The sequence below is a fragment of the Kribbella sp. NPDC043289 genome, from assembly GCF_056436705.1.
In genome coordinates, this window is the sequence record NZ_JBWKCB010000002.1 from 598,337 (window position 1) to 620,536 (window position 22,200).

A 22,200-nucleotide genomic window follows, 5' to 3' on the forward strand; every position below is an offset into this window, starting at 1 on the left:
GTCAGTCCAACGTGAAGTAGTCGGGGCCGGGGTAGTGGCCGGTGGCGAGCTTGGTGCGCTGCATCAGCAGGTCGTTCAGCAGGCTGGACGCGCCGAAGCGGAAGAGTTCCGGGTCCAGCCAGTCCGGTCCGGCGGTCTCGTTGACCGTGACCAGGTACTTGATCGCATCCTTCGAGGTCCGGATGCCACCGGCCGGCTTGACGCCGATGTGCAGCCCGGTGGCCTCGTGGTAGTCGCGGACCGCCTCGAGCATCACCAGCGTCACCGGCAGCGTGGCGGCGGGGGACACCTTGCCGGTGGAGGTCTTGATGAAGTCCGCGCCGGCCAGCATCGCCAGCCAGGACGCCCGCCGGACGTTGTCGTAGGTGACCAGTTCGCCGGTCTCCAGGATCACCTTGAGATGTGCGTCACCCGCGGCCTCGCGGATCGCGGCGATCTCGTCGAAGACCATCGCGTACCGCCCGGACAGGAACGCGCCGCGGTCGATCACCATGTCGACCTCGTCGGCGCCGGACGCGACCGCGTCCTTGGTGTCCTGGATCTTGATCGCCAGGCTGGAACGCCCGCTCGGGAAGGCGGTCGCGACGCTGGCCACGTTGATCCCGGAGCCCTGCAGCTCGCGCTTCGCGGTCGCCACCAGGTCGGGGTACACGCAGACCGCGGCGACCTGTGGAGCGGTCGGATCGGCCGGGTCGGGCCGTTTCGCCTTCGCACACAGGGCCCGCACCTTGCCCGGGGTGTCCTGGCCCTCGAGGGTGGTCAGGTCGATCATCCGGATCGCCAGGTCCAGCGCGTACGCCTTCGCGGTGGTCTTGATCGACCGGGTGCTCAGAGTGGCTGCCCGGGCCTCGGCACCGACCTGGTCGACGCCCGGCAGCCCGAGCAGGAACCGGCGCAGCCGGTCCTCGGACGAGGTCACGTCGGCCAAGGTGTCGACGCCGCTGTCGAGTGTGGTCACCCCTGGGAGTCTAGTGCCGATCCTGAGGGCCGGTTACGTTGTGCTGGTGAAGTCGACATCGCCGGAGCGCGAGCAGTACCTGTCCGCATCGAACCGGATCACCGGGACCATCGTGCTGGTGATCGGGGCCCTCGGCCTGCTCGACATCGTCCTGGAGTGGCGGACCGCGACCGGTCTGCTGGTCGCCAGCATCATCGGCATCTTCATGGTCCTGGCGTACGTCGGCCTGATGCGGCCGTCCGTCACCCTCAGCCCCGAGAACGTCCTGCTGCGTAACCACCTGCGCGACCGCCAGATCCCGTGGTCGAAGGTGACCGGCGTCGACGTGACCGACATCCTCCGGGTGCACACCGAAGGCAACCGCTTCCGCGCGCCCGGCGTCCAACTCGTCATGCGTGATCTTCGCAAGCAACGGGTCGGCGGCCGCAAGCTCGCGGCCGACAGTTCGATCTCCAAGGCCGACGTGGTCGTGAACCGGATCGAGACCATGCAGGAGCAGTACTCCGCGCAGGCGGACGGCGAGGTCGTGACCGAGTGGGCGCGGCCCGAGCTGATCGTCCTCGGTGTGCTTGCCGTGGTCGCTGTCGTCTCGGCCATCGTCCGCTGACCCGGTGCTGAATCGGCGTACCTTCGTTCGCACCGGAGCCGCGGCCGCCGTCGCCGGTGTCGCCGGAGTGGCGGCTCTGGAAACCGGTGTGATCCCGGGCCGGGCGCGCGTGCACGACGTACTCGGACTGACAGGGCCGGACGGTGTCGTCCCCGACGTACCGGCTGGTCCGGTGGTGTCGGGGAGCTTCGACTCGTTCGGTCGCGGGACGAAGGTCGGCTACAGCGTCATCTATCCCGACGGGTACGCCGCGACCGCGGCACTGCCCGTCGTCCTGGCGTTGCACGGTCGTGGGGGCGACCACACATCCGCGGTCAACGACCTCGGCATCGACCGCTACCTGACCTCGGCCGTCCGGTCCGGTACGCCGCCGTTCGCGATCGCGACCGTCGACGGCGGCCGCGACAGCTACTGGCATCGCCGCGCCGACGGCAACGACCCCGGGTTCATGCTGGACCAGGAATTCCTTCCCCTGCTGGCCCGGCGCGGCCTGCGCATCAACGGGTACGGCGTCCTCGGCTGGTCGATGGGCGGGTACGGCGCGCTGCTCTGGGTCGCCCTGCACTACTGGCAACGCCGGGTCCGGCCGGCGGCGCGCGCGGTCGCGGTCGGTGCGCTCAGCCCGGCCTTGTGGCGCGACTACGCCGACGTCCAGGCCGGTGCATTCGACGACGCCGGGGACTTCGAACGCAACCAGATATTCGGTCGGCCGAGCGGGTTCCGGGATGTTGCCGTCCGCATCGACTGCGGGCGCGACGACCCGTTCGCGACGACCGCTCGCGAGCTGCGCGCCGAGCTGCACGCGGCCGGTGGTCAGCAGGCCGGCGCGCACACCGCCGGCTACTGGCGGCGCATGCTTCCTGACCAGTTGCGATTCCTTGGCGGAAATCTGCTGAACTAGCCGGAACTGTGGCGCGAATCGCCGCGTCAGAGTCCGTGTCCAACCTCGGGTGAACCCCTGTGCACCCCAGGATTGGTCCGACAGGTCCCTAGACACATCGAGAGTGGAGCTCATGGTCAACCTCTCCCGTACCACCCTGCGTGGTTTGGCCGGGTTCGCAGCCCTGGCCGGGTTCGCGGCGCTGGCGTTGCCGAACGCCCAGGCCGCGCAGACCTCCAGCACGACGACGACTGCTGCCGCGCAGGCTGCGGAGACGCCGAAGCCGATCGAGATCGGCACCGGTCTGATGGCCGGCCCGCCGCCGGCTGGAGACGCAATCACCACGAAGTCGTCGCTGACGAACGTGGTGCGCTACAACCGCCTGTACAAGACCGGAGCGATCCCGTCGTCGGGCTGCAAGCAGGCCAACGTCTCCCTGCGCACGTTCAACGGCGTCGTTGCCTACGAGAACAACCTCTTCAAGTGCCTGTACGGCTCCTGGGCCCTGCCGCTGAAGCAGGCCGGCGCGGCGTACAAGGTGGCGCCGAAGCTGATCGTCCACAACTCGAGCGCGGTCAACTCGAAGTGTGGTGTGGTCCGCGGTGGTACCGCGTTCTTCTGCGGTGTCGACCACGGGTACATCTACATCCCGGCGTACGTGATCATCAACTACTGGAAGCAGAGCCCGACGATGGCTCAGGCTTACGCGACCTTCACGCTGTCGCACGAGTACGGTCACCACGTCCAGTGGCTGACCGGCATCCTGGGCGCGTCCTGGGAGCGTCAGCGGGCGTTCAGCACCTACGCCGCGCAGCTCGAGGAGAGCCGCCGTCGTGAGCTGCAGGCGTCCTGCCTGGGCGGTGCCGTGGACGGCGCGAACAAGCGCAACTACCCGTTCAGCGGTGGCTTCCAGACGCAGTACAACTGGGTGGTCAGCCACAGCGGTGACCAGCCGGGCGGAACGCGGGACCACGGTTCGATCAAGAACCACGCGTTCTGGGTGACCGCGGGCTTCAACGCGCGGCACAGCTACACGGTCGCGGGCAACTGCAACACCTTCAACGCGTCTTCGGCGTACGTCGCCTGACGTAGTTCGTAACTCGGCCGCCCGGTACGCGTTGGCGTACCGGGCGGCTGTTGCGTTTTGGCGACACCTGCACGATCTGCGATCGTGTGGTTACTTGTTTTTGGTGCGCACGCCCTAGAGTTCTGAGTCGAGCGTCGAACGGCAGGAGTCAAGGACAGTGAACTACGACGAGTTCAACACCGAGTACGCGAAGGTGCTGGACAAGATCAAGAGCGGTCGGAGCACCTGGTCGGAGCTGTCCGGGCACGTCACCCGGCTGCGCCAGGCGACCGCGGGCATCACCGCCCCGGTGGAGCGCACCCAGGTCGACCACGACCTCGCCGCGCTGAGCCAGATGGTGGACATGTCCCGGCGTACGAACGACAAGGAAGACGTCTGGACGGTCACGTCCGACGCGATCCGCCGGGCCAGCAGCCAGGAGGGGACGGTCCGCGACCGGCTCGTCCGGATCGAGGCCGCCATCAACGACATCGGCGCGCTGGCGAACCGGAACCCGGACGAGCGGGACGCGCTGATGCAGTCGACCAGCACGCTCCGCATCCTGCACTCCTCGCTGCAGAGCTCCCTGCAGGCCGAGGAAGCCGAAGCGGCCGCCGCGGCGGCTCGCTGACCGGAACAGAATCACCCGCCAGGTGTTCTGTTCCTACATACCTGCTGCGGCAGCCAGATCGGTCTTGATGGCTGCCAATGCAGTAGCAGCATCGCCCCGGGCCGCGGCGACATCCGTGCTGACCGGGACGACCACTTCCAGGTAGCACTTCAGCTTGGGCTCCGTACCCGACGGGCGCACGACCACGCGTGCGCCGTCGGACAGCGTGTAGCGCAGCCCGTCCGTCGGGGGCAACGACTCCGACCCCTGGCCGAGATCGTCGATCCGCTCGACGGTGTACGCGCCCAGCGCCGACGGCGGCGTCGCGCGGAGCCGCTCCATCGCCTTCGCGATCAGCGACAGGTCCTCGACCCGCGCCGACAGCTGGTCGGTCGCGTGCAGACCGTGCTTGACCGCCAGGTCGTCCAGCAGATCCAGCAGCGTGCGCCCCGCGGCCTTCGCGCCCGCCGCCAGCTGCAGCACCCGGACGAGCGTCGAGACGCCGTCCTTGTCCTTCACGGCCGCCGGATCCACGCAGTACCCGAGCGCCTCCTCGTAGCCGAACACCAGCTCCGGGACCCGTCCGATCCACTTGAAGCCGGTGAGCGTCTCGACGTACCGGACGCCGTACGACGCGGCGATCTTGCCGAGCAGGGACGACGACACGATGGAGCAGGCCGCGACGCCGTCCGGTCGTGACGACAGCAGGAACTCACCGAGCAGCGCGCCGAGCTCGTCACCGCGGAGCATCCGCCAGCCACCGTCGGCCGACGGATCCGGGATCGCCACCGCGCAACGGTCCGCGTCCGGGTCGTTGGCCACTGCGATGTCCGCGCCGATCGACCGCGCCAGGTCGAGCGCGGCGTCGATCGCGCCCGGCTCTTCCGGGTTCGGGAAAGAGACGGTCGGGAAGTCCGGATCCGGATCGGCCTGCGACGCCACCACCCGCGGTACGGCGAACCCCGCGCGAGCGACCGCGGCCTCGACCAGGGTCCGTCCGACGCCGTGCAGGGGCGTGTAGGCGACGTTCAGTTCCCGCGGCGCATCGGCCGGCACCAGCTCCGCGATCCGGTCCAGGTACGCGTTCAGCAGGTCGTCGCCCGTGGTCTCCCAGTCGTCACCCCGCGGTACGTCGGCCAGCGCGCCGACCGCAGCGATGGCGGCCGCGATCTCTGCGTCGGCCGGCGGCACGATCTGCGAGCCGTCACCGAGGTACACCTTGTAGCCGTTGTCCTGCGGTGGATTGTGCGAGGCCGTCACGACGACACCCGCGACCGCGCCCAGATGCCCGATCCCGAAGGCGACCACGGGCGTCGGCGCCGGCCGGTCCAGCAGGACGGCGTCCAGCCCGGCGCCCCGGATCACGGCCGCCGTGTCGCGCGCGAAGACGTCCGACTTGTGCCGCGCGTCGTACCCGATCAGGACCGGCCCGTCGGTCATCCCCTTCGCCATCAGGTACGCCGCGAGTCCGGCGGCGGCCCGGATCACGACCACCCGGTTCATCCGGTTCGGTCCGGCGCCGACGGCACCGCGCAGGCCCGCCGTGCCGAACTCCAGCGTGCCGGCGAAGCGGTCGGCCAGCTCCGCGTCGGCGCCGCTGTCGAGCAGTTCCTGCAGCTCGGCGCGGGTGTCGGGGTCAGGATCCTCGCTCAGCCAAGCCTCGGCGGCGGCCCTCAGGTCATCGATCACATGGGCACTCTAATGACCCGAGGACCGACACGGCCGCGCTCGCAGGTCGGCCACGTAGTCGTCGGGAGCGCCGGCCGCCTCGGCGGCCTCGGCGAGGATGCCCAGGTAGCGGGCCGAGGGCAGCCCGCCCTCGTAGGCGTTCAGGACGTACATCCAGGCCAGCTGCTCGCCGTCCAGGGTCTGCACCCGGACCTGGATCTTCCGGTAGACGCCCTGGTCGGTCGCCTCCCACTCGTCCAGCCGCTCGATGTCCTTGGGGTGGATGTCGTACAGCGCGACGAACACCTGGTTCTTCGGGTCGGCCGGATCCTCGACCACGGTCGCCATCGCACCCTCCCAGCCGAGCTCCTCACCGCCGAAGGTGAGCCGCCATCCGGTGATCCAGCCGGTCCCGCGCAAGGGCGAGTAGGGGCACCGCTCGGCCATCAGATTCGGGTCCAGGTTCGACGCAAACGCGGCGTACAGGGTCACGCAAACAGAGGATACGGAACAATGGCCTCTCGTGGCGCGAGTTGTGATCATCGGAGGCGGTCCAGGTGGGTACGAAGCGGCCAGTGCGGCTGCCCAGCTCGGGGCGGAGGTGACGGTTGTCGATTCCGACGGGATCGGCGGTTCTGCCGTGCTCACCGACTGCGTCCCGAGCAAGACGCTGATCGCCACGGCAGAAGTGATGACCGAGGTCGAGGAGGCCGGCGAGCTCGGCGTTCGGCTGGACGACGGCGACGACGATCCGGCGAACTCCGTGCGTGTCGATCTCTCCGTCGTCAACAAACGGGTGAAGGCGCTGGCCGCCGCCCAGGGCGAGGGCATCGAGCGCCGGCTCGAGTCCGACAAGGTCCGGGTGATCAGCGGCCGCGGCCGGCTGGACGGCCCGGAGACCGTGGTGGTCGGCGAGGAGCGGCTGGACGCCGACGTGGTGCTGATCGCCACCGGGGCAAGGCCTCGCATCCTCAAGGGCTCCGAACCGGACGGCGAGCGGATCCTCACCTGGGAGCAGGTCTACGAGCTCGAGGAGTTGCCGGAGCGGCTGATCGTGGTCGGGTCCGGTGTCACCGGTGCGGAGTTCGCCAGCGCGTACGACGCGCTCGGGAGCGACGTCGTCCTGGTGTCCTCCCGGGACCGGGTGCTGCCGGGGGAGGACGCGGACGCCGCGGCGGTGCTGGAGGGCGTGTTCAAGCGGCGCGGCCTGACCGTGCTGAGCAAGTCCCGGGCAGAGTCGGTGAAGCGGCAGGGCGACGGCGTCGTGGTGACGCTGACCGACGGCCGGACGGTCGAGGGATCGCACGCGCTGCTCGCCGTCGGTTCGCTGCCGAACACCGATGACATGAACCTTGTCGAGTCGGGCGTGTCGCTCACCGACGGCGGGTTCGTGCAGGTCGACCGGGTCTCCCGGACGACGGCCCGCGGGGTGTACGCGGCCGGCGACTGCACCGGCGTACTGATGCTCGCCTCGGTGGCCGCGATGCAGGGCCGGATCGCGATGGCGCACGCGCTCGGCGACGCGGTCACGCCGTTGGACCAGTCAACGGTCTCCGCGAACGTCTTCACCGCACCGGAGATCGCGACCGTCGGCCTGACGCAGGCGACCCTGGACGCGGGCGGCAGTACGGCGATGGTCGTCAAGGTGCCGCTCGCGGACAACGCCCGGGCGAAGATGCAGGGCGTCCGGCACGGTTTCGTGAAGCTCTTCTGCCTCCCGAACACCGGCATCGTGGTCGGCGGTGTCGTGGTGGCGCCGCGGGCCAGTGAGCTCATCCACCCGATCTCGCTGGCCGTCGGAGCCCGCCTCACGGTCGACCAGGTCGCCCAGGCGTTCACCGTCTACCCCTCGGTCTCCGGCTCCATCGCCGAAGCCGCGCGCCGCCTCCACCTTCGGAGTTAACTCGCAACTTCCGGCGCGGGGCACGCATCGGGTGAGGTATGAAGACGAAGTGGATGACGACCGGGGTCGCGGTAGCGGCCTTGGCGGGTGGACTCAGCATGTCGACTCCGGCGCAGGCAGCGGCGGGGAAGGCCTGCGTGATGGACTTCAACTCGATCACCGCCGGCGGCGACATCACCGGTACGCGGGTGACCGCCGCGACCCCGCCGCAGGCCACGGGCCCGTCGGCCGGTACGCACCTGTACACGCCGGGGATCGCGAAGGCGAGCACGAGCTGGTTCTCCTCCCTCGGGGTGGCGAACGGCATCGCGTACTCCGGAATGGTGATCCTCAACTCGACCCTGTACCGCTCGAGCTACGGCCTCGACGACAGCACCGGTGCGCCGTTCCAGACCATCGCCAAGGTCGGCAGCGGCTGGGGTGACTTCACCGCGGTCGAGGAGTCGATCTACCAGCCGTACGTCGGTGCGCCGACCGGCCGGACCATGCTCTACGGCCTGCGCAAGGACGGCGTGCTGTTCCGCTGGCTGCCCGGGGCGAACGGCGCCTGGCGCGCGGCCGGGTCGGCCTCCGGGTTCTCCTCGGTCAAGACGCTGGCGCTGCTCAGCCAGACCGGCACGTACGACACGTTCATCGCGACGACCCGTGGTGGTGCGCTCTACACGATCCGGGTTCCGCTCGCGAACCCGATGAAGCCGGTGGTGAAGCAGGTTCGCAGTACCGGCTGGAGCACCTTCGACTCGCTGGTCGCCGAGAAGTGTGGCACCCAGAGCACGCTGCTCACCGCCATCGACAAGGAGAGCGGCCAGGCCTTCGCCTATGCCGTAGGCCACGCCAACGGTTCGGCAACCGCGATCCAGCTCTTGGGTCAGCTGCCTGGCACGCACAAGGACGCCATCAACGTCCGGGAAGCCTCCGACGCCGCGGAACACCTCTTCGGCGAGTAACGCCGTACGCAAGGACAAGGCCCCGGTGACCTGAGTGGTCACCGGGGCCCTGTGGGTCGTTCAGAAGGCGGGGCTGCTCAGAAGTCGCCGCCGAAGTCGAAGCCGCCGCCGTCGCCGCCGCCGTCGAAGGGGTTGAAGTCGCCCCCGCCGTCGCCTCCGCCGTCGCCACCATCTCCGCCGCCGTCGCCTCCGTCACCACCGTCGGACATGCCGTCCGAGTAGCCCGCGGCGTAGTCGCCGTACCCGCCGCCGGCGAACATGCCGCCGAGCGCGGTACCGATGAACATGCCGGTCAGCACGCCGCCGACGCCACCGAACAGACCCTGCGCGTACGGCGAGTAGGCCGGACCGGCCTCCCAGTACGGAACGCGCTGCGGGCCGACCATGACCTTGCGGACGTCCGGCTCCGCACCGGCGCGGACCCGCTCGGCGTCGGCCGCACAGGCCGGCACTTCACGCGGCGCACCGCTCGGCGGGGACCACATCACGTCGACCACGGACGGGCCGTGCTGCGGGTTGAAGAAGCAGGCGGGCCGGCGCTGCGGCAGCGGCTCGCCGTTCACCCGGGCCTTGACACAGGCAGCCGCGTAGCGCCCGTCCTCGAGGATCTCGATGACGTGCTTGATCTGGTCGGCCTCGGTGACCTGGCCGACCGCCTGCTTGGCGGACTCGTAGGAGTCGAGCGCGCGCTGGTAGTCCTGCCGCGCGCCGTCGCCTAGGTCCTTGCCGACCATTTCCAGGTCGAGGTCCTGCAGCTCCTCGCCGAAGCGGGTGATGTCCTCGTCGGCGGTGCGCTTGACCGCCTCGAGCTCGGCGGCGGTGATCTGGTGCTGCTGCTTGGTCTGCAGCTGGGTCCGACGGTACGAGCGGTACGCCAGAATCGCGATCACCACGACCGCGATGATCAGGATGAGTGTCATGTCGGGCCTCTCTCGGGGGCTCTTTAGGTAGAGCCTATCGAACGCCTCAAGACGGACGGCGCCACGCAGGGTGACGCAATGCCCGGAAAGCGGTCACCGTCAGCGCACAATGGAATGCGCCGCCCAGCGATGTCCGTCCCCCGCCGGAAGGCTGCTCATGGGCAAGACCGCGCGACTGCTCCCGCTCCTCTTGACGGCGGCCGCTCTGGCCCCGCTCCCGCACCAGGCCTCCGAGACCCCGACCGCGGACGATTCGTACCAGGAGATCCCGCTCGACGGTCCGTCCGTCCAGGCGCAGACCAAGCCTTTCGGGATGGTCGCCGTCACCTGGCCCGAAGGTGTGCACGGTGTCACCGCCAAGATCCGCGTCGAGCACAACGGGACATGGACCGACTGGCAGGCGCTGCGGATCGAGGACGACCACGGGCCCGATCCATCGGCCCCGGAAGGAATTGAGCGCGCCGGCACCGAGCCGCTGTGGGTCGGCGACGCCACCGGTGTCCAGGCCGCCGCCGTCACCACTGCCGGTACGACGATTACCGGCGCCAAGGTCGTTCTCATCCAGCCCGGTGTCCTCCCGACGGACGCCGACGAGCCGAGTGCCCAATCCGTCGAGCCGGCGGCGAGCAGAGCGCCGTACCCGATGCCGTTGATGGTGAGCCGCCGGCGGTGGGGTGCCGATGAGCGGCTGCGGGCGCACAACGGTGCGGACTGCGTGCGGCCGAAGTACACGTCGACCGTGCAGGCGGCGTTCGTGCACCACACCGCGGATCGCAACGACTACACCCGCGCGCAGGCGCCGGCGATGGTGCGCGCGATGTACGCGTACCACGTGAAGAGCCGCGGCTGGTGCGACCTCGGGTACAACTTCCTCGTCGACCGCTTCGGCCGGATCTTCGAGGGCAGGGCCGGCGGTGCGCAGCTGCCGGTGCTCGGCGCGCACACGGGGTCGTTCAACGCGAACTCGTTCGGTGTCGCGGTGATCGGCAACTTCGAGCAGACGGCACCCCCGCCGGCGATGCTGGAGTCCACCGCGCGGGTGATCGCGTGGAAACTGGACGCGAACTATCGGTCGCCGTTGGCAACGATCGTGCTCGACGGCAGCCGGTTGCACACCGTCTCCGGACACCGCGACACGAAGGCGACCGCCTGCCCGGGAACCCAGCTGTACAACAAACTCGGCTGGCTGAAGCAACGCGTCAACACCTTGATGAGCGGCAACTTCTCGACGCCGATCTACGAGTATGCGCGACGTATCGGGTTCCGCACGGTCGGGCAGCCGTTCTGGGGTGAGCACCGGACGCGAACCGGCTGGGCGACGTACTTCGCGACCCGGGACGTCTTCTATTCCGTTGCCACCGGCCCGCATTCGACGGCGGGTGCGTTCCGGACCAGGTTCCGTCGGCTGGGGGCCGGCAGCGCGCGGCTCGGGTTGCCCGTCACCGACGCGTACCAGGTGCCGGGTGGGGCCCGGCAGAAATTCCAGCGCGGCTGGTTGGTCTGGGACCGCCGCGATCGTCAGGTTCATCTCGTGTATGGGGGAGCAGGGTGAGGAAACGTGCAATAGCGGCCGTCGTCTTGTCGTCCGCGGTGATCAGTGGGAGCGCGCAGGCCGGCCCGATCGGGCCGGCCGCGACTGTGCCGGACACGACGATCAGCGGCCGCGGTTTCGGCCACGGTCGCGGACTCTCGCAGTACGGCGCACAAGGTGCGGCGATCGCCGGGAAGTCCGCGCGGCAGATCCTGGACTTCTACTACCCGGGAACGACGACCGGGAAGGCGACCGGGAACATCCGGGTCCGCGTCAGCGCGGACACCACCGACGGCGTCCGGGTGGGCGCGGTGAGCGGTCTCCGCGTCCGCTCCCTTGCCACCGGCAAGGTCTATTCATTGCCAAGGGCAGCGAATCTGAACCAGTGGTCGATCGACCCGAACGGCGACCACGGCACCAAGCTCAGCTCGTACGACGCGAAGACCCGGAAATGGACGCTCTACAAGACGTTCACGGGGATGGCGCAGTTCGAGGGCGCGGCCGTGATCGGGCTGGTCCTGCCGAGTGGCGCCGTACGGCGGTATCGCGGTGCACTGCGGGCGATCGACGTATCGGGGTCCCATCTGGACACCGTGAATGTGTTGCCGTTGGAGTACTACCTGCGCGGCGTCGTACCGCGGGAAGCCGTGTCGAGCTGGAGGCCGGCCGCGCTGCAGGCACAGTCCGTTGCCGCGCGCACCTATTCGGTGTTCCATCGGGCTCGCGCGTCGCGGAAGGCGTACGACCTGTGCGACACCACGTCGTGCCAGGTGTACGGCGGGTACGACGCGGAGAAAACGTCGACGAACAACGCGATCGCGGCGACCGCGGGACAGATCCGGTTGTACAAGGGGAAGCCGATCATCGCGGAGTTCTCGTCCTCGAACGGCGGGGCGACGGCGACCGGCGACGCGCCGTACCAGGTGATGAAGGTGGACGGCTGGGACGCGTACCCGAAGAACGGGAACCCGAACACGACATGGACCGTGACGCGGACGGCGGCCGAGATGCAGGCCGTCTTCGCGGTCGGATCGATCCGGTACGTCCGGGTGCTGAAGCGCACCGGCGTCGGTCCGGGCGGCGGGCGGGTGCTGACCGTCGAGGCCGTCGGGTCGAAGGGGAAGCGGGTGCTGACCGGGGACCAGGTGCGGATCCGGCTGCATCTGCGATCGGCCTGGATCAGCTTCGCGGCCCGGCCTCTTGATATACCAACTACGGCGCCGGAAGTGCCTGCTCGCTAGCCATTGACGCGGGGTGTTTGCGCCGGTTAGATCCATGACATCTAGAGGCATGACATCGCTGTCAACCACCACTGCCCAGGAGGAGCAGGTCGATGCGCAGGAAATTTGGTATATCAACCCGTCTGGCTGCTGGAGCGCTCGCGGTCGCCGTCCTCGGGACGCTGAACATGACGACCGCTGATGCCGGTGTCGGAACCGATCCGACCGCCGCGGCGCGCGCACGGGCGTCGTACGACGCCATCAACAAGTACTTCGACGCCGGCAGCGGACTGCTGCTGGAGGAGTACCCGCACACGGGAGGCAACGCCTACTCGTACGTCTGGCCGTACTCGCAGGCAGCCATCGCGGCCGAGGACCTGGCCGGGGTGCCCGGTGCGGGTGTGCAGGGCTCGAAGGAGGCCGATCGCCGGCTCGCGGCGTACGAGTTCTACTGGAACGCCGGGACCACGCCGACCGGCTACGACTCCTACGTCCGGCCGCCCAACGGTCAGGGCGGGGACAAGTTCTACGACGACAACGAGTGGATCGGGCTGAACCTGATCCAGCGGTACAAGCGGACTGGTGACCGCGCTGCACTCGCTCGGGCCAAGGACATCTTCGCGCTGACCGTCCACGGCTGGGACACCGACACGTCGCACCCGTGCGCGGGCGGCGTCTACTGGACCCAGGCCCCGTGGAGCCAGGACCGCAACACGATCTCGAACGGCCCGGGCGCCGAGCTCGGCGCGCACCTGTACCTGCTGACCCGGGACAAGTCGTACCTGACCTGGGCGCAGCGGATGTACACGTGGGCGCAGACCTGCATGCTCGCGCCGAACGGGCTGTACTGGGACCACATCGACCTGGCCGGCAACGTCGAGAAGACGCAGTGGAGCTACAACCAGGGCGTGATGCTCGGCGCCGGCGTTCTGTTGTTCAAGGCAACGGGTGACGGGAAGTACCTGAAGGACGCGAAGGCGGTCGCGAACGCGTCGCTGGCGTTCTACAACACCCCCGAGATGCTCGCCAAGCAGGGCGCGGCGTTCAACTCGATCTGGTTCAAGAACCTGCTGATCCTCGACTCGGTTGCACCGGATCCCCGCTACCGCGCGGCGATGCAGTCGTACGCCGACCACACGTGGGACACCACCCGCGACCCGGCGACCAACCTCTACAAGTTCCGCGAGGGCTCGGTGGAACTCCTGCAACAGTCCGGCATCACCCAGGTCCACGCCCTCCTGGCCTGGCCCCGCTCGAAGTACTCCCTGCTCGCCTGACCCGAGTTGTGCCTACAACAACGCGCCGCCCGTCCCCGCAGGGGACGGGCGGCGCGCTTCTTGTCCTTGATTCAGGCTGCTGCGCTTGCCGTCTTGATGTCGACCGGCGTGATCGGCGACCCGTCCTGCGGGCTGTTCTGCGGCGACACACCCGCCTCGGCGACCTTGTCGATCAGCTTCAGGCTCGGCTCGTCGATCGTCCCGAACGCGGTGTACTGCGCGGTCAGCCCCGACGCATCGCCGTACACGATGAAGAACTGGCTGCCGTTCGTGTTCGGCCCCGAGTTCGCCATCGCCAGCGTGCCGCGGCCGTACTTCAGCGTCGGGAACACCTCGTCCGCGAAGCTGTACCCCGGCTCGCCTGACCCGGTGCCCGTCGGGTCACCGCACTGCAGCACCTGCAGACCCTCGCCGACCGTCAACCGGTGACACTTGGTGTCGTCGTAGTACTTCTGCCCAACCAGGCTCAGGAAGCTCTTCACCGCACACGGCGCCAGCGCGCTGTCGAGGGTGAGCTGCAGGTCGCCGACCGACGTGTTCAGGCTGACCTTCGACGTACCCGACGCTTTGGTCTGCCCGTCGGCCGGCAGGTTCACCTTCTTCGCGGCGGGCTCGGCGGACTTCTTGTACGCGCAGTTCACCTCGGCCGCGAGCGGGGTCGGCCGCTTCGGAGCCGCCGCCATCGCGGTCGGGATGCTGGCCGGCCGGTTCTCCGCCGGCGCCGTCTGCCCCGCCGCGGCAGGCTTGTCGTCCCCACCCACCCCGAACACCAGGAAGACCCCGACCACCACCACGACCACCGTCGCGACCGCCGTCACCGTGATCGCCAGATTCCGCCGCTGCCGCCGCCGGTCCGCGTCCCGCTCGGCCTGCCGCTTCGCCTTCCGCGCCGCCAGCTGCTGCTGATGGGTCTTCTTGGACATGCAGTAACCCTCCTCACCCGAATGCCTGCACGGGAACCTACAACCAAAACCTGAGAACCGCCTGTTAATCCCCCGATTCGTTTCACCCCTGAGACCCCTCGCGCCAAACCTGGCGGATCCCCAGGCCATCACAATCCAGCCGGCCCCGTCCCGCTGAGCGTGACGAGGGTTGTTCTGCGTCGAATGTGATGGCCTGGCGGTCCGGTATGGGAGGCTCGTGGGTGGGCTGGGGGGCTATGAGACTGGGGTCGTGTTGGACGTGCGGCGAGCTGTAGCTGAGGACGTTGACGCCTGCGTGCGGATCGTGCGGGGTCTTCCGGAGTACTTCACGCCCGACGTACCGGAGACGGTGCGCCGGGATCTCGAGCGGCACCGCGGGTGGGTTGCGTTGCGCGACGGGCAGGTGGCCGGCTTCGTGGTGGTCGAACGTCGGGGCACGCCTGCGGCGGAGGTGCTGTGGGCTGCGGTCGACGAATCGGTTCGCGCGCGGGGCGTCGGCGGCCTGCTGATGCGAGAGGTGCTGGGGCAGTTGCGCGCGGACGGCGTACAGGTCGTCGAGGTGAAGACGCTCGATGGGAGCGTGGAGTACGAGCCCTACGAGTCCACCCGGGCCTTCTGGGAGCGGATGGGGTTCGTGCAGATCGACACGATCGACCCGCTGCCGGGGTGGAGTGCGGGGAATCCGGCGGCGATCTATGTTCTCGCGCTGGGGTGACTCTCGGTCGAGGAAAACCACCTGAACCTCGCCGAGTTGGTGGCTAGGGTCGGTGGGATGAGGGATGAACCTGGGGAGATCTCGTGTGACGGGGTGCGTGGGTTTCTCAAGGATTATTGGGGGTTTCGGGCTGCTGAGGTCAGCTATGCACCTGTGGGGTTCGGGAGTTATCACTGGGTTGCCGGCGACGGGGACGGGCCGCGGTGGTTTGTTACTGCGGATCGGCTTGATCCGCGGGGGAACTGGCTGGGGGATACCGCCGAGCGGGTGCGGGACGCGATCGTGGCCGCGGTGTGGGCGGCGAAGGAGCTGGCCGATGGTGGCTACGAGTTCGTTGTGGCGCCCTTGCCTGATCGCACTGGGCAGCTCGTCCGGGAGGTGCTGCCGGGTTGGCTGTTGATGGTCCTGCCTTATCTGCAGGGGTGGAGTACTCCGGACGGTCAATGGGACGATCCGGCGGAGCGGGCACAGATCGCCGAAATTCTCGGCCGTCTGCACACCGCGACACCGCCAAAGAACCTGCAGCGTTGGGATTTCGCCGTACCGGGGCGCGACGCGCTGCTGGTCGCACTGACGGAGCTTGACCGGCCCTGGTCCTCCGGGCCCTATGCCGAGCCCACCCGGTTGCGGCTTGCGGGCGCGCTCGGTCACCTCCACGAGAGGCTCGCGTACTACGACGCGCTGGTCCGCGAGGTCCACGCGTCAGACGACCCCTGGGTGGTGACCCACGGCCAGCCGCACAGCGCGAACGTCGTACGCACCGCCGACGGCCGGATGCACCTGATCGACTGGGACACCGTGCAGCTCGCGCCGCGGGAACGCGACCTCGCCGCCGTCATGGGCGAGTCGACCGACGTCTTGCCGGCGTACCAAGCAGAGGCCGGTCCGGTCAGCCCAAGCTCCGCGGCGCTCGAGTTGTTCGACGTCTGGTGGTCGCTGGCCGAGATCGCCTCGTACGTCCAACTGTTCCGCGTGCCACACGCCGACTCCCAAGACAGCAACGAGTCGTGGCGCAACCTGACGATGTACGTCCCCGGCTAGCTACAGATCGACGAGGTCCCACCGGAGATAGCGATCGTCCAGGTACGGCGACCACCCGCGCGGCGGTGAGGGCGGCATTCGTGCCGCGACGCGGCGGCCGTAGTTCGCGAGGGCGGGCTGGTCGAGCGTCAGGGCGTCGGCGACATCAGCCAGCATGTCGGTGATGCTGAACCACTCCGGTTCCTCGAATCCACCGCATTGCGCGTCGTAGTTGCCGACGCAGCCGAAGTGGTCGCCTTCGCGCAGGTCGACGAAGAGATGGCAGTCGGTGCCGGCGTCGCCGATCGGGAGGAACGCGTCGATCCACTCGAACGACCGCGTTCCGGCGGGAGCCTGCTCGGCGGCGTACGGGCGCTCCGGGACGATCGACGTCCAGACCTGCCGCAGCATCGAGCGGTCGCGGAGCATCTCCTCGATCGACATCGGTACGTAGAGCACCGGGATGAGATTCCCGAAGCTGGCGCGCCGGCCGAAGCCGTTGTTCAGCACCAACCAAGCGATCAAGTCACTGGGCAGCCGCCGTCCCATCGCATCCCGAAGTCCGGAGATCTCGCGTCCCGACGCAGGCGGCTGGAGACCGTCCAACGCCTCCGGCAACTGCTCCTGCAGCCATCCGATGATCTGCCCCCACGACTCTGCCACTGATCGCGCCATAACTCCCGGACTATGCCAGAAGTGAGGGTTCAATGGATCCTCGACGGGTTCGCCGGTCGGCTGACCCAACCGTCAGGCATGCTCGGTATCTACATACCGGGTATGCAGCCGGATCATCTGACGGAAGGGGACAGGACATGAGGAACGGGACGCGGGCCGGAGCGACGATTGCGGCAACGATTGCGCTACTGGCCGTACCGGCGGCGGCCGCCCAGGCCGCCACGGATCAGCCGTACACGCATCTGTTGTCGGGCAAGGACTGGAGCACCGGCGGGGCGTACGTTGCGCAAGGTGGGGACATCAAGCTCACGCTGAGCACGCTGCCGAAGAACACGCAGGTGCTCGTGGAGGAGTGCGAGGGCGGCCACGACCTCGGCGACCCGCAACTGTTCACCGCGAAGGCGAAAACGCAGACCCTCGCCACCGACGTGCCGAAGGGGACGTGCTTCCTCATGCTGCTCGCCCCGAAGACCGGCAACGGCGGGTACGTCGTCAGCGGCACGCTCAGCTACTGAACAAAGTGGGGCCGGGGTACAGCCCCGGCCCCACTGTCAGTCCTTGATCTCGCAGATCGCGGCGCCCGCGGAAACAGTTGCGCCGACCTCGGCGGTCAGGCCGGTGACGGTGCCGGACTTGTGCGCGTTGAGCGGCTGCTCCATCTTCATCGCTTCGAGGACGACGATCAGGTCGCCCTCGGCAACGGTCGCGCCTTCCTCGACGGCGATCTTCACGATCGTGCCCTGCATCGGCGATGTCAGCGAGTCGCCGGACGCCGCGGAGCCCTTCGACCCACCGGCCCGCCGCGACGGCTTCTTCTTCGCGCCGGTGGCCGCCGCGGCGACCGCGCCAACAGAACCCAGGCCGGCAGGCAGTACGACCTCGAGCCGCTTGCCTCCGACCTCGACCGTCACCTTCTCGCGCTCGTCGTCCGAGGGCGCGTCGGCCGTCGGACCGTCGTACGGCGTGAGCTGGTTGTCGTACTCGGTCTCGATCCAGCGGGTGTGGACCTGGAAGCCGTCGGTGCCGACGAAGGCCGGGTCGGAGACGACGGCCTGGTGGAACGGGATCACCGTCGGCATGCCCTCGACGACGAACTCCCGCAACGCGCGCCGCGACCGCTCCAGCGCCTGCGTGCGGTCGCGACCGGTGACGATCAGCTTCGCGACCAGCGAGTCGAACGCGCCGGGCACCGTCTCGCCCTGGTCGTAACCGCCGTCGAGGCGGATGCCCGGACCCGACGGGGCATGCCAACGGGTCAGCGTGCCGGGAGCGGGCAGGAATCCACGGCCGCCGTCCTCGGCGTTGATCCGGAACTCGATCGAGTGGCCGGAGATCTCCGGGTCGTCGTACCCGAGCTCTTCGCCGTTGGCGATGCGGAACATCTCGCGCACCAGGTCCAGGCCGGTGACCTCCTCGGAGACCGGGTGCTCGACCTGCAGCCGGGTGTTCACCTCGAGGAACGAGATCATCCCGTCCTGCCCGACGAGGAACTCGCACGTGCCCGCGCCGACGTACCCGGCCTCGCGCAGAATCTTCTTGGACGAGGAGTACAGCAGCGACATCTGCTCATCGCTCAAGAACGGAGCGGGCGCTTCCTCGACCAGCTTCTGGTACCGGCGCTGCAGCGAGCAGTCGCGCGTCGACACCACCACAACGTTGCCGTGGGCATCGGCCAGGCACTGGGTCTCGACGTGCCGCGGCTTGTCCAGGTACCGCTCGACGAAACACTCGCCGCGCCCGAACGCACTCACCGCTTCCCGGGTCGCCGACTCGAACAGCTCCGGGATCTCTTCCATCGTGCGCGCGACCTTCATCCCGCGCCCACCACCGCCGTACGCCGCCTTGATCGCGATCGGCAGGCCGAACTGCTCGGCGAAGGCAACGACCTCGTCCGCGCCGCCGACCGGATCGGGTGTCCCCGGGACCTGCGGTGCGCCGACCTTCTCGGCGATGTGCCGCGCCTTGACCTTGTCGCCGAGCGAGTCGATCGCCGACGGCGGCGGGCCGATCCAGATCAGCCCGGCGTCGATCACAGCCTGCGCGAACTCCGCGTTCTCGGCCAGGAAGCCGTACCCGGGATGGACGGCGTCCGCGCCGGAGCGGGCCGCGACGTCCAGGATCTTCGCGATGTTCAGGTAGGAGTCGGCCGGGGTCGACCCGTCCAGCGCGTACGCCTCGTCGGCGAGCCGGACGAACAGCGCGTCCCGGTCCTGGTCGGCGTACAGCGCGACACTGCCCAGGCCCGCGTCGGCGGCGGCCCGGACGACCCGGACGGCGATCTCGCCCCGGTTGGCGACCAGCACCTTGGTGATCTGCAAGCTGTCGGACACAGCGGCTCCCTTCGGCTGGCCCGAGTCTAGGGTCAAGCAGGTGTTCGGGAGGACAGGGCGTTCCTCACATTACGGCGGGTCGCCGCTCGAAGAAGGACTCCAGGACAACGATTGTCTGAGTACTGGTCACGCCGTCCACCTGATGGAGGGCGCGCAGCGTCGCCTGCAGGTCCTCGGTGGTCCCGGTGCGCACCTTGACCAGCACCGACGCCGGGCCCGCGATGATGTGCGCCTCCTCGACGGCCGGGATCTTCCGCAGTGCCTTCAGTGTGGGCTCGTCACCCATCCAGGCACTCGCCTCGAGCATCACGAACGCGAGGACGCCAAGCCCGAGCGCCGCGGGATCGACCTCGACCGTGGTCCGCCGGATCGCGCCGGACGCCTTCAGCTTCCGCACCCGCTCGTGAGCCGATCCGGCCGACAGTCCGGCGATCTCTCCGAGGGCCGCGTACGACTGACCGGCATCGTCCTGGAGCGCGGTCAGCAGCTTGCGATCCACATCATCTATGGTCATTTGCACCTCAAACCAGATCAGATTCTGTCGGCAATGACATTAGCAGGATATGGTTCACGGCATGACGAGAACCTTGACTCCCGCCCCAGCGCGGTTGCGGGCCGAGCTGGTAGTGCTCGACGAGCGCTTCGCGACGATCGCCGGCGACGAGTACCTGGACTGTCTGTACGACGGCGGCCGCTGGCTCGAAGGACCGGCGTACTCGCCCGCCTGGCGCTGTCTGATCTTCAGCGACATCCCGAACGACCGGATGCTCCGCTGGGACGAGGTCTCCGGGACCGTGAGCGTGTTCCGCGAGCCGTCCGGCTACGTGAACGGCAACACGATCGACCGCGCCGGCCGGCTGATCAGCTGCTCACAAGGCGATCGCCAGGTCGTCCGCACGGAGTACGACGGAACTCGGACCGTGCTCGCGTCGCACCTGAACGACCGCCGCCTGAACAGCCCGAACGACGTGATCGAGCGCAGTGACGGGTCGATCTGGTTCACCGACCCGCCGTACGGCATCACCTCGAACTACGAGGGTCACGCCGCCGAGCAGGAGATCGACGGCTGTCACGTCTACCGGATCGCACCGGACGGCGAGCTGACTGTTGTCGCCGACGACTTCATCCGCCCGAACGGCCTGGCGTTCTCACTGGACGAGTCGCAGCTGTACGTCGTCGACACACCGGCGAAGCACATCCGGCGCTTCACCGTCGACGGCGACAAGCTGCTCGGTGGGGAAGTGTTCGCGCACTGCGAGGCCGGGATGTTCGACGGCCTCCGGTTGGACAGCGCCGGCCGGGTCTGGGCCGCGACGCACGAGGGCGTGCACTGCTTCGACCCGGACGGCACGCTGATCGGCAAACTGCTGCTGCCGAACGTGGTGTCCAACCTGACCTTCGGAGGTCCCAAGGGAAACCACCTGTTCATCACCGCGACCACGTCGGTGTGGTCCTGGCTGACCACCGCGCAAGGGGCTCAGCGGTAGGACTTGGAGACCGCGTCGAGCAGCCGCTCGAGAGTGTCGTACGTCGGGGTGTCCGCGACGTCGATCACGTCCTTCGCGACCGGTACCCGGTTCCGGCGGACCACGTTCGCGAACTGTGCCTCGTCGGCGGTCCGGAACCCGTGCTGCGCGGCGAGCTGCTGCAACTCGGTGTCGGTGGCGAGCAGCTCACCGAGCTTGTCACCGTTCGCGTTCAGCGAGACCAGCGTGTGCTTGGACTGCACGGTCGGCGACGGGTACATCAGCACCATGCCCGGCTTCAGCTTCCGCTCGACGGCGGCCTCGACGAACTGCGCCTCGTAGATGTTCACCATCGGCGACTTGCCCATCCCGAGCGACAGGTAGTCGTCGAACGGGCCCTCGCTGGAGTTGTCCGTGTAGCCCTGGTTCACGAACAGCGGCGCGACCAGCGGCAGCACCTTCCGCTCGTCGGCCGGGCCCTGCACCACACTGTTGTGGTTGGCAACATAACTGACGATCGACAGGAACATCGCCGCCGAGTTCGAGGTGCGCGGGTCGGTGGTGGTGATCAGGATCCGCTTGTTCACCGGGTACGTCGTGTTGCCGCGGATGTTCGTCCAGCGCCAGTTCGCCTTCGCGAGATCGACGTACTTGCGAATGTCGAAGTACCAGGTGCCGTTGACCTGCTTGGCGATGCCGGACGCGGACAGCAGGTCGACGATCGGCTGGAAGGTCGCGATCGCCATCGGCGACGAGAACACCGCGTACTTCTTACCGCTGATCGCGGGCTTGCCGGAGGCCGGCTGCAGGATCCGCTCGGCCGCGGTGGAGCTGGACGGGAACGCGAAGTCGTACTTGCCCAGGTCGACCGATGTCGCGATCTCGCGCGAGCCGGCGGTGTCGACCTTGACCGCGAGGCCGTGCTTGGCGAGCGCGGCCTTGACGTCGGGGTCCTCGAAGAAGGCGCGCTTCTCCGAACCGATGACGCCGCCGAGCGTGACCACGCCGGGCTGCGTCTGCGCCTGCACGTCGTCACCGTTGCGTACGACGAGGATGGTGGCGACCGTTGCGACCACGAGGACGCCGGCGACGGCGGCCGGCAGCGCGATCGGGATCCGACGCCACGGGCCGGTCGGGCCTGCTGGGTCTGCCGGGACGGTCGGTGAACCGCTGTCACCGGAGGCCTCGAGAGCGACGGCCGGTCTGGTCCACTTGGCCTTGCGTTCTTCCGCCTGCGCGACCGGGTCGGGTTTCGGGGTGAGCGCCTCGCGAGCGATGCGCTCGATCAGGATCGGGACATAGTCGCGGACCGGGTCGCCGTCGAAGGTCTCCTGGGCGCTGCGGATCGCGGTTTCGATGTCGTCGGGAGTATGAAGGTCGGCGAAGGTTTCGGTGAGCCTGCTGGTGAGATTCTCGATGGCCCGTTGTTCCCGGGCCAGTTCTTCATCGACGGTGTCGAGCTTCAAGAGGATGTCTCCACATCA

General features: G+C 68.6%; 22 protein-coding genes. 13 read left to right on the forward strand and 9 right to left on the reverse strand.

Annotated features, from left to right (window positions below):
* Position 1 precedes the first annotated feature (1 nt).
* The gene (gene deoC, locus AC0662_RS14685) at positions 2-958 is read right to left on the reverse strand and encodes a deoxyribose-phosphate aldolase (protein WP_452200942.1); all 957 of its coding nucleotides are present in this window, start codon (positions 956-958) and stop codon (positions 2-4) included.
* 46 nt (positions 959-1,004) lie between these two features.
* Between deoC and AC0662_RS14690 the strand changes: the two genes are divergently transcribed.
* The 4 genes from AC0662_RS14690 (at position 1,005) to AC0662_RS14705 (ending at position 4,142) form a co-directional block, all read left to right on the forward strand.
* The gene (locus AC0662_RS14690; RefSeq protein ID WP_478300954.1) at positions 1,005-1,565 is read left to right on the forward strand and encodes a PH domain-containing protein; all 561 of its coding nucleotides are present in this window, start codon (positions 1,005-1,007) and stop codon (positions 1,563-1,565) included.
* 4 nt (positions 1,566-1,569) lie between these two features.
* Positions 1,570-2,466 (forward strand): alpha/beta hydrolase, encoded by an 897-nt coding sequence (locus AC0662_RS14695; RefSeq protein WP_478300956.1) that lies wholly within the window; start codon positions 1,570-1,572, stop codon positions 2,464-2,466.
* A gap of 112 nt (positions 2,467-2,578) precedes the next feature.
* Positions 2,579-3,532, forward strand: a complete 954-nt coding sequence (locus AC0662_RS14700; RefSeq protein ID WP_452200948.1) for a neutral zinc metallopeptidase — start codon at positions 2,579-2,581, stop codon at positions 3,530-3,532.
* Positions 3,533-3,689: 157 nt separating this feature from the next.
* Entirely contained in the window at positions 3,690-4,142 is a 453-nt protein-coding gene (locus AC0662_RS14705; protein WP_452200950.1) for a hypothetical protein, read from the forward strand.
* Positions 4,143-4,175: 33 nt separating this feature from the next.
* On the opposite strand, the gene AC0662_RS14710 is transcribed toward AC0662_RS14705, so the two are convergent.
* Together AC0662_RS14710 and AC0662_RS14715 are read right to left on the reverse strand one after the other, a co-directional pair.
* Complete coding sequence (locus AC0662_RS14710; RefSeq protein ID WP_478300959.1) at positions 4,176-5,810, reverse strand: phospho-sugar mutase; 1,635 nt, start codon at positions 5,808-5,810, stop codon at positions 4,176-4,178.
* A gap of 9 nt (positions 5,811-5,819) precedes the next feature.
* Positions 5,820-6,281 carry a gamma-glutamylcyclotransferase family protein gene (locus AC0662_RS14715; protein ID WP_452200954.1) on the reverse strand — a complete coding sequence of 154 codons (462 nt, stop codon included), beginning with the start codon at positions 6,279-6,281 and terminating at the stop codon, positions 5,820-5,822.
* Between the two features lie 31 nt (positions 6,282-6,312).
* Between AC0662_RS14715 and AC0662_RS14720 the strand changes: the two genes are divergently transcribed.
* Together AC0662_RS14720 and AC0662_RS14725 are read left to right on the forward strand one after the other, a co-directional pair.
* Positions 6,313-7,692, forward strand: coding sequence for an NAD(P)H-quinone dehydrogenase (locus tag AC0662_RS14720; RefSeq protein WP_452200956.1), 1,380 nt, complete (start codon positions 6,313-6,315; stop codon positions 7,690-7,692).
* 38 nt (positions 7,693-7,730) lie between these two features.
* Positions 7,731-8,639, forward strand: coding sequence for a hypothetical protein (locus tag AC0662_RS14725; RefSeq protein WP_478300962.1), 909 nt, complete (start codon positions 7,731-7,733; stop codon positions 8,637-8,639).
* Between the two features lie 77 nt (positions 8,640-8,716).
* On the opposite strand, the gene AC0662_RS14730 is transcribed toward AC0662_RS14725, so the two are convergent.
* Positions 8,717-9,559: a hypothetical protein gene (locus AC0662_RS14730; protein WP_452200960.1), complete on the reverse strand. Its 843-nt coding sequence runs from the start codon at positions 9,557-9,559 to the stop codon at positions 8,717-8,719.
* Between the two features lie 157 nt (positions 9,560-9,716).
* Between AC0662_RS14730 and AC0662_RS14735 the strand changes: the two genes are divergently transcribed.
* From AC0662_RS14735 to AC0662_RS14745, 3 genes are all read left to right on the forward strand, one after another.
* Positions 9,717-11,111 carry an N-acetylmuramoyl-L-alanine amidase gene (locus AC0662_RS14735; protein ID WP_478300965.1) on the forward strand — a complete coding sequence of 465 codons (1,395 nt, stop codon included), beginning with the start codon at positions 9,717-9,719 and terminating at the stop codon, positions 11,109-11,111.
* On the forward strand, positions 11,108-12,331 hold the full coding sequence (locus tag AC0662_RS14740) for a SpoIID/LytB domain-containing protein (RefSeq protein ID WP_478300967.1): 1,224 nt from the start codon (positions 11,108-11,110) through the stop codon (positions 12,329-12,331). Before AC0662_RS14735 ends, AC0662_RS14740 begins: the two co-directional genes overlap by 4 nt.
* A gap of 92 nt (positions 12,332-12,423) precedes the next feature.
* Positions 12,424-13,587, forward strand: a complete 1,164-nt coding sequence (locus AC0662_RS14745; RefSeq protein ID WP_478300969.1) for a glycoside hydrolase family 76 protein — start codon at positions 12,424-12,426, stop codon at positions 13,585-13,587.
* Between the two features lie 71 nt (positions 13,588-13,658).
* Here AC0662_RS14745 and AC0662_RS14750 read toward each other — a convergent pair whose 3' ends face one another.
* Entirely contained in the window at positions 13,659-14,510 is an 852-nt protein-coding gene (locus tag AC0662_RS14750) for a peptidylprolyl isomerase (RefSeq protein WP_478300971.1), read from the reverse strand.
* A 250-nt stretch (positions 14,511-14,760) separates the two neighbouring features.
* Here AC0662_RS14750 and AC0662_RS14755 point away from each other — a divergent pair, with 250 nt between their 5' ends.
* Both AC0662_RS14755 and AC0662_RS14760 read left to right on the forward strand, forming a co-directional pair.
* Positions 14,761-15,225 carry a GNAT family N-acetyltransferase gene (locus tag AC0662_RS14755; protein WP_478300973.1) on the forward strand — a complete coding sequence of 155 codons (465 nt, stop codon included), beginning with the start codon at positions 14,761-14,763 and terminating at the stop codon, positions 15,223-15,225.
* 267 nt (positions 15,226-15,492) lie between these two features.
* Complete coding sequence (locus AC0662_RS14760; protein WP_478300975.1) at positions 15,493-16,266, forward strand: phosphotransferase enzyme family protein; 774 nt, start codon at positions 15,493-15,495, stop codon at positions 16,264-16,266.
* Here AC0662_RS14760 and AC0662_RS14765 read toward each other — a convergent pair whose 3' ends face one another.
* On the reverse strand, positions 16,267-16,908 hold the full coding sequence (locus AC0662_RS14765; RefSeq protein WP_478300977.1) for an SMI1/KNR4 family protein: 642 nt from the start codon (positions 16,906-16,908) through the stop codon (positions 16,267-16,269).
* 149 nt (positions 16,909-17,057) lie between these two features.
* Here AC0662_RS14765 and AC0662_RS14770 point away from each other — a divergent pair, with 149 nt between their 5' ends.
* Positions 17,058-17,435 (forward strand): hypothetical protein, encoded by a 378-nt coding sequence (locus tag AC0662_RS14770; protein ID WP_452204783.1) that lies wholly within the window; start codon positions 17,058-17,060, stop codon positions 17,433-17,435.
* Positions 17,436-17,471: 36 nt separating this feature from the next.
* Here AC0662_RS14770 and AC0662_RS14775 read toward each other — a convergent pair whose 3' ends face one another.
* Together AC0662_RS14775 and AC0662_RS14780 are read right to left on the reverse strand one after the other, a co-directional pair.
* Positions 17,472-19,250: an acetyl/propionyl/methylcrotonyl-CoA carboxylase subunit alpha gene (locus AC0662_RS14775; protein WP_478300979.1), complete on the reverse strand. Its 1,779-nt coding sequence runs from the start codon at positions 19,248-19,250 to the stop codon at positions 17,472-17,474.
* 64 nt (positions 19,251-19,314) lie between these two features.
* Positions 19,315-19,764: an Lrp/AsnC family transcriptional regulator gene (locus tag AC0662_RS14780; RefSeq protein ID WP_452204781.1), complete on the reverse strand. Its 450-nt coding sequence runs from the start codon at positions 19,762-19,764 to the stop codon at positions 19,315-19,317.
* Between the two features lie 61 nt (positions 19,765-19,825).
* On the opposite strand from AC0662_RS14780, the gene AC0662_RS14785 reads away from it, so the two are divergent.
* Positions 19,826-20,737 (forward strand): SMP-30/gluconolactonase/LRE family protein, encoded by a 912-nt coding sequence (locus AC0662_RS14785; protein WP_478300981.1) that lies wholly within the window; start codon positions 19,826-19,828, stop codon positions 20,735-20,737.
* Here AC0662_RS14785 and AC0662_RS14790 read toward each other — a convergent pair.
* Positions 20,728-22,182 (reverse strand): three-helix bundle dimerization domain-containing protein, encoded by a 1,455-nt coding sequence (locus AC0662_RS14790; protein ID WP_478300983.1) that lies wholly within the window; start codon positions 22,180-22,182, stop codon positions 20,728-20,730. The genes AC0662_RS14785 and AC0662_RS14790 overlap by 10 nt on opposite strands.
* Positions 22,183-22,200 lie beyond the last annotated feature (18 nt).

What these genes read in the sequence shown, in the direction of transcription:
- AC0662_RS14770 (WP_452204783.1), top strand. Translation starts at nt 17,058, where the DNA reads ATGAGGAACGGGACGCGGGCCGGAGCGACGATTGCGGCAACGATTGCG.
- AC0662_RS14725 (WP_478300962.1), top strand. Translation starts at nt 7,731, where the DNA reads ATGAAGACGAAGTGGATGACGACCGGGGTCGCGGTAGCGGCCTTGGCG.
- AC0662_RS14745 (WP_478300969.1), top strand. Translation starts at nt 12,424, where the DNA reads ATGCGCAGGAAATTTGGTATATCAACCCGTCTGGCTGCTGGAGCGCTC.
- AC0662_RS14785 (WP_478300981.1), top strand. Translation starts at nt 19,826, where the DNA reads ATGACGAGAACCTTGACTCCCGCCCCAGCGCGGTTGCGGGCCGAGCTG.
- AC0662_RS14700 (WP_452200948.1), top strand. Translation starts at nt 2,579, where the DNA reads ATGGTCAACCTCTCCCGTACCACCCTGCGTGGTTTGGCCGGGTTCGCA.
- AC0662_RS14750 (WP_478300971.1), bottom strand. Translation starts at nt 14,510, where the DNA reads ATGTCCAAGAAGACCCATCAGCAGCAGCTGGCGGCGCGGAAGGCGAAG.
- AC0662_RS14730 (WP_452200960.1), bottom strand. Translation starts at nt 9,559, where the DNA reads ATGACACTCATCCTGATCATCGCGGTCGTGGTGATCGCGATTCTGGCG.
- AC0662_RS14780 (WP_452204781.1), bottom strand. Translation starts at nt 19,764, where the DNA reads ATGACCATAGATGATGTGGATCGCAAGCTGCTGACCGCGCTCCAGGAC.
- AC0662_RS14735 (WP_478300965.1), top strand. Translation starts at nt 9,717, where the DNA reads ATGGGCAAGACCGCGCGACTGCTCCCGCTCCTCTTGACGGCGGCCGCT.